This is a genomic window from Pseudomonas sp. FW305-28, from assembly GCF_017351395.1.
Classification (GTDB): Bacteria; Pseudomonadota; Gammaproteobacteria; order Pseudomonadales; family Pseudomonadaceae; genus Aquipseudomonas; species Aquipseudomonas fluorescens_AA.
Genome location: NZ_JACNDD010000252.1, coordinates 1 through 4,549, shown reverse-complemented (window position 1 = coordinate 4,549; position 4,549 = coordinate 1). Strand labels below are relative to the sequence as shown.

At 61.9% G+C, this 4,549-nt stretch carries 4 protein-coding genes; all 4 read right to left on the bottom strand.

From position 1 onward, the window contains the following. Window positions 1–108 precede the first annotated feature (108 nt). Window positions 109–1,788 (bottom strand): class II poly(R)-hydroxyalkanoic acid synthase, encoded by a 1,680-nt coding sequence (gene phaC, locus J4E53_RS29845; protein ID WP_060739568.1) that lies wholly within the window; start codon window positions 1,786–1,788, stop codon window positions 109–111. Between the two features lie 278 nt (window positions 1,789–2,066). Then, entirely contained in the window at window positions 2,067–2,444 is a 378-nt protein-coding gene (locus J4E53_RS29840; protein ID WP_060739567.1) for a gamma-butyrobetaine hydroxylase-like domain-containing protein, read from the bottom strand. Between the two features lie 165 nt (window positions 2,445–2,609). After that, on the bottom strand, window positions 2,610–3,947 hold the full coding sequence (gene hslU, locus J4E53_RS29835) for an ATP-dependent protease ATPase subunit HslU (protein ID WP_060739566.1): 1,338 nt from the start codon (window positions 3,945–3,947) through the stop codon (window positions 2,610–2,612). Between the two features lie 50 nt (window positions 3,948–3,997). Further along, entirely contained in the window at window positions 3,998–4,528 is a 531-nt protein-coding gene (gene hslV, locus J4E53_RS29830; RefSeq protein WP_003196958.1) for an ATP-dependent protease subunit HslV, read from the bottom strand. Between the last annotated feature and the right edge of the window lie 21 nt (window positions 4,529–4,549).

Here is a 4,549-nt window from a genome sequence, read left to right as displayed (position 1 = left end):
GTGAACATGGATTTTATGTTCGCCAGCGCTGTGGGCCTTGCATTCAGTGTCGGCTGGCGGGATGTATTCGTGAGCAAGCCCACCCCCGCAGCAGACGAGTTGCATCCCTTACCGCTCATGCACATAGGTGCCGGGCGCCGCTTCACCGGCCGGGTAGGCCTTGTTGCCCAGCACGGTCGGGGCTTTTTTCAGTTTGCCCGAGCGCTCGGCCTGCCAGGCTTGCCAGTGCAGCCACCAGGAGTCGGTGTGCTTGGTTGAGTTCTCCTGCCAGTCTTCGGCCTTGGCCGGCATGTCATCACTGGTCATGTAGCGCGACTTGGGGTTGCCTGGCGGGTTGAGGATGCTCTGGATATGGCCGCTGCTCGACAGCACGAACTCCACCTTGCCGCCAAACAACTGCGCCGACTTGTAGCAGGACTTCCACGGCGTGATGTGGTCGTTGGTGCCGGCCAGGGAGAAGATGTCGGCGGTGACCTGCTTGAGATCGATGGGGGTGCCGCACACTTCCAGTGCGTTGGGGCGGATCAGTGGATTGTTCTTGAACATTTCGATGAGGTCGCCGTGGAACGCCGCCGGCAGCCGTGTGGTGTCGTTGTTCCAGAACAGGATGTCGAACACGGGCGGTTCGTTGCCCAACAGGTAGTTGTTGACCCAGTAGTTCCAGATCAGGTCGTTGGGGCGCATCCAGGCGAAGACCTTGGCCATGTCGCGGCCTTCGAGTACGCCGGCCTGGTAGGAGTGGCGCTTGGCCGCTTCGAGGGTCTGTTCGTCGACGAACAGCGCCACGTCGGTGTCCAGCGTGGTGTCGAGCACGCTCACCAACAAGGTCAGGGCATTGACCTTTTTCTCGCCGAGGGCGGCGTAGTGGCCCAGCAGCGCGGTGCAGGTGATGCCGCCCGAGCAGGCGCCGAGCATGTTCACGTCCTTGCTGCCGGTGATGGCCGTGACCACATCCACCGCTTCCTTGAGCGCCTCGATGTAGGTCGACAGGCCCCACTCGCGTTGCTCCTTGGTGGGGTTGCGCCAGCTGACGATGAAGGTCTGCACGTTGCTGCGCAGGCAGAAGCGCGCCAGGCTCTTGTCCGGGCTCAGGTCGAATACGTAGAACTTGTTGATCTGTGGCGGTACAACCAGCAGGGGGCGCTCGTGGACCTGCTCGGTGATGGGCCGGTACTGGATCAGCTCCAGCACGTCGTTGCGAAACACCACGGCGCCTTCGGTCACGCCCAGGCTCTTGCCGACCTCGAACGCGCCCATGTTCACCTGGCTCGGCATTCCGCCGTTGTGCACCAGGTCCTTGGCCAGGTGGGACAGGCCGTCCAGCAGGCTCTTGCCGCCGGTTTCGAAGAAGCGCTTGACCGCCGCCGGGTTGGCCGCCGAATTGGTCGGGGCCATGGCTTCGGTCATCAGGTTGATCACGAAATGCCCGCGACTGATGTCCGCGGGCGAGAGGCTGCTGTCGTCGATCCAGGCGTGCAGCTCCTTGCGCCACGCCAGGTAGGTTTGCAGGTAGCGTTTGTAGAGCGGGTTCTGGCTCCACGCCGGGTCGGCGAAGCGACGGTCGTCGCCGGCCGGTTGCAGTTCGGATTTGCCGAACAGGACATTCTTGAGTTCGACGCTGAAATGGGCGACATGCTTGACGCTGTGCAGCGGTTGCCTGATGGCCTGCTTCAGCACCATGCGGGCAGAGGCCAGCAGGTCTTTCCTGCGCAAGCCGACGACGGGATTCAACCCCAGGGTGTTTTCCGAGGCCTGGTACTTCAGGTCATCGTTGTTCTTGTTGCTCATCTACGACGCTCCATTGTCCTTCAGACGAGTACCCGGTTGGTGCCATGAAGCCACACATCCGATACCAGGTACGCTGCTCGGGTGACCATTAATTCCGCATCGAGGGCCAATGAGGAAACGTATGCCAGGAACTCGCCGGTTCCTTTGCAGGGAACTTGCCAGCTCCATTGGTTACCCGAGTTTAATTTTTTTCGCAAGCAGGCCAGTCATTGACGTTGCTGCGCGGGCATTCAAGCAGATGAGTCTAGAAAAATCGCCCTAAAGCGCCAGCCCTTGAGCTAGAGCATCAGCTTGACGACGGACGCGTTCGGATCGCGGGTTTTTCCGGCGGCCTTGAGTTCGCCAAGATAATCGTTCCACAGATCCTGCTGGCGCACCGCCAACTGGTAGAGATAGTCCCAGGTGAACAATCCGCTGTCGTGGCCGTCGTCGAAGGTCAGTTTCAGTGCGTACTGGCCGGCCGGTTCGACCTTGGTCAGGGCAACGTTGAGCTTGCCGTATTGCAGAATGGGTTTGCCATGGCCCTGGACCTCGGCGGAAGGCGAGTGCACCCGCAGGAATTCGGCCGGCAGGTGGTACTCCTCGTCCGGCGCGTATTTGAGCGTCAGGGTCTTGGAGGCTTTGTGCAGGTTGATGGCGGTGGGGAGTTTGGTCATGGCCTGTGATCCGTCTCGGAAGGATGCCTTCTGCAAAAGCGACACGGTCCATGTGGGAGCGAGCTTGCTCGCGATAGCGGTTTGACAGTCAACTCATGGGTTGAATGTGATGCCGCCATCGCGAGCAAGCTCGCTCCCACAGGTCCCGGGAAATCTGTCGGTGGGTTACAGGATATACCGCGACAGGTCTTCGTTCTGCGCCAATTCACCCAGGTGGCTGTTGACGTACTCGGCGTCGATGAGGATCGGCGCTTCGTTGTGGGCGCTGGCCAGGTCGCCGGCGCTGAACGACACTTCCTCGAGCAAGCGCTCGAGCAGCGTGTGCAGGCGACGGGCACCGATGTTCTCGGTCTTCTCGTTGACCTGCCAGGCGATCTGGGCCAGGCGCTTGATGCCTTCTGGCGTGAACTCGATGCTCAGGCCTTCGGTCTTGAGCAGCGCGCAGTACTGTTCGGTCAGGGACGCGTGGGGCTCGCTCAGGATGCGCTCGAAGTCTTCCGGCGTCAGCGCCTTGAGTTCGACGCGGATCGGCAGGCGGCCTTGCAGCTCCGGCACCAGGTCGCTCGGTTTGCTCAGGTGGAACGCACCGGAAGCGATGAACAGGATGTGGTCGGTCTTGACCATGCCCAGCTTGGTGTTGACCGTGCAACCTTCGATCAGCGGCAGCAGGTCGCGTTGTACACCTTCGCGGGACACATCGGCGCCGCCGACATTGCCACGCTTGGCGACCTTGTCGATTTCGTCGATGAACACGATGCCATGCTGCTCGACCGCTTCCAGGGCCTTGGCCTTCAATTCCTCTTCGTTGACCAGGCGACCGGCTTCTTCGTCGCGCACCAGCTTCAGCGCGTCCTTGACCTTGAGCTTGCGGCTTTTCTTCTTGCCCTTGCCCATGTTGGCGAACAGGCTTTGCAACTGGTTGGTCATTTCTTCCATGCCCGGCGGCGCGGAAATGTCGACGCCGGCCATCTCGGCCACTTCGATCTCGATTTCCTTGTCGTCCAGCTGGCCTTCGCGCAGGCGCTTGCGGAACAGCTGGCGGGTGTTGGAATCCTGGGTCGCGGCGGCGTCGGCGTTGAAGCCCATGCGCGCCGGTGGCAGCAGGGCGTCGAGGATGCGCTCTTCGGCGGCGTCTTCGGCGCGGTGGCGGACCTTGGTGATTTCCTGTTCGCGCAGCAGCTTGATCGCGGCATCGGCCAGGTCACGGATGATCGACTCGACGTCGCGGCCGACATAGCCGACTTCGGTGAACTTGGTGGCTTCGACCTTGATGAACGGTGCGTTGGCGAGCTTGGCCAGGCGCCGGGCGATTTCGGTCTTGCCGACACCGGTCGGGCCGATCATCAGGATGTTCTTGGGGGTCACTTCGACGCGCAGCTCTTCGGGCAACTGCATCCGGCGCCAGCGATTACGCAGGGCGATGGCGACGGCGCGCTTGGCATCGTCCTGGCCGATGATATGGCGATTGAGTTCGTGGACGATTTCGCGGGGAGTCATGGACATAATAATTGGCGGTCCTCAAGCAAGAATGAGCCGGTGCACGGGTGGCAGGCTTATTCGGCGAGGTCCTGCTCCTCAATGGTCTGGGTGTGGTTGGTGAAGACACAAATGTCGCCGGCGATGCCCAAGGCGGTCTCGACGATCTCGCGGGCCGACAGGTCGGTTTTTTTCAGCAGGGCGCTGGCCGCGGCCTGGGCGTAGGCACCGCCGGAACCCATGGCGATCAAGCCATCCTCGGGCTCAACGACGTCGCCGTTGCCGGTGATGATCAGCGAGGCGTCCTTGTTGGCGACCGCGAGCATGGCTTCGAGGCGGCTCAGGGAGCGGTCGGTCCGCCATTCCTTGGCCAGCTCCACAGCGGCGCGGACCAGATGGCCCTGGTGTTTTTCAAGCTGGCCTTCGAAGCGTTCGAACAGGGTGAAAGCGTCGGCGGTGGCGCCGGCGAACCCGGCGATGACCTCGCCGTGATACAGGCGGCGGACTTTTTTCGCGTTGCCTTTCATCACGGTGTTGCCCAGTGAAACCTGGCCGTCGCCGCCCATGACGACTTTGCCATGACGGCGGACTGAAACGATGGTGGTCAAGGGAGAGTCTCCACGCAGCGG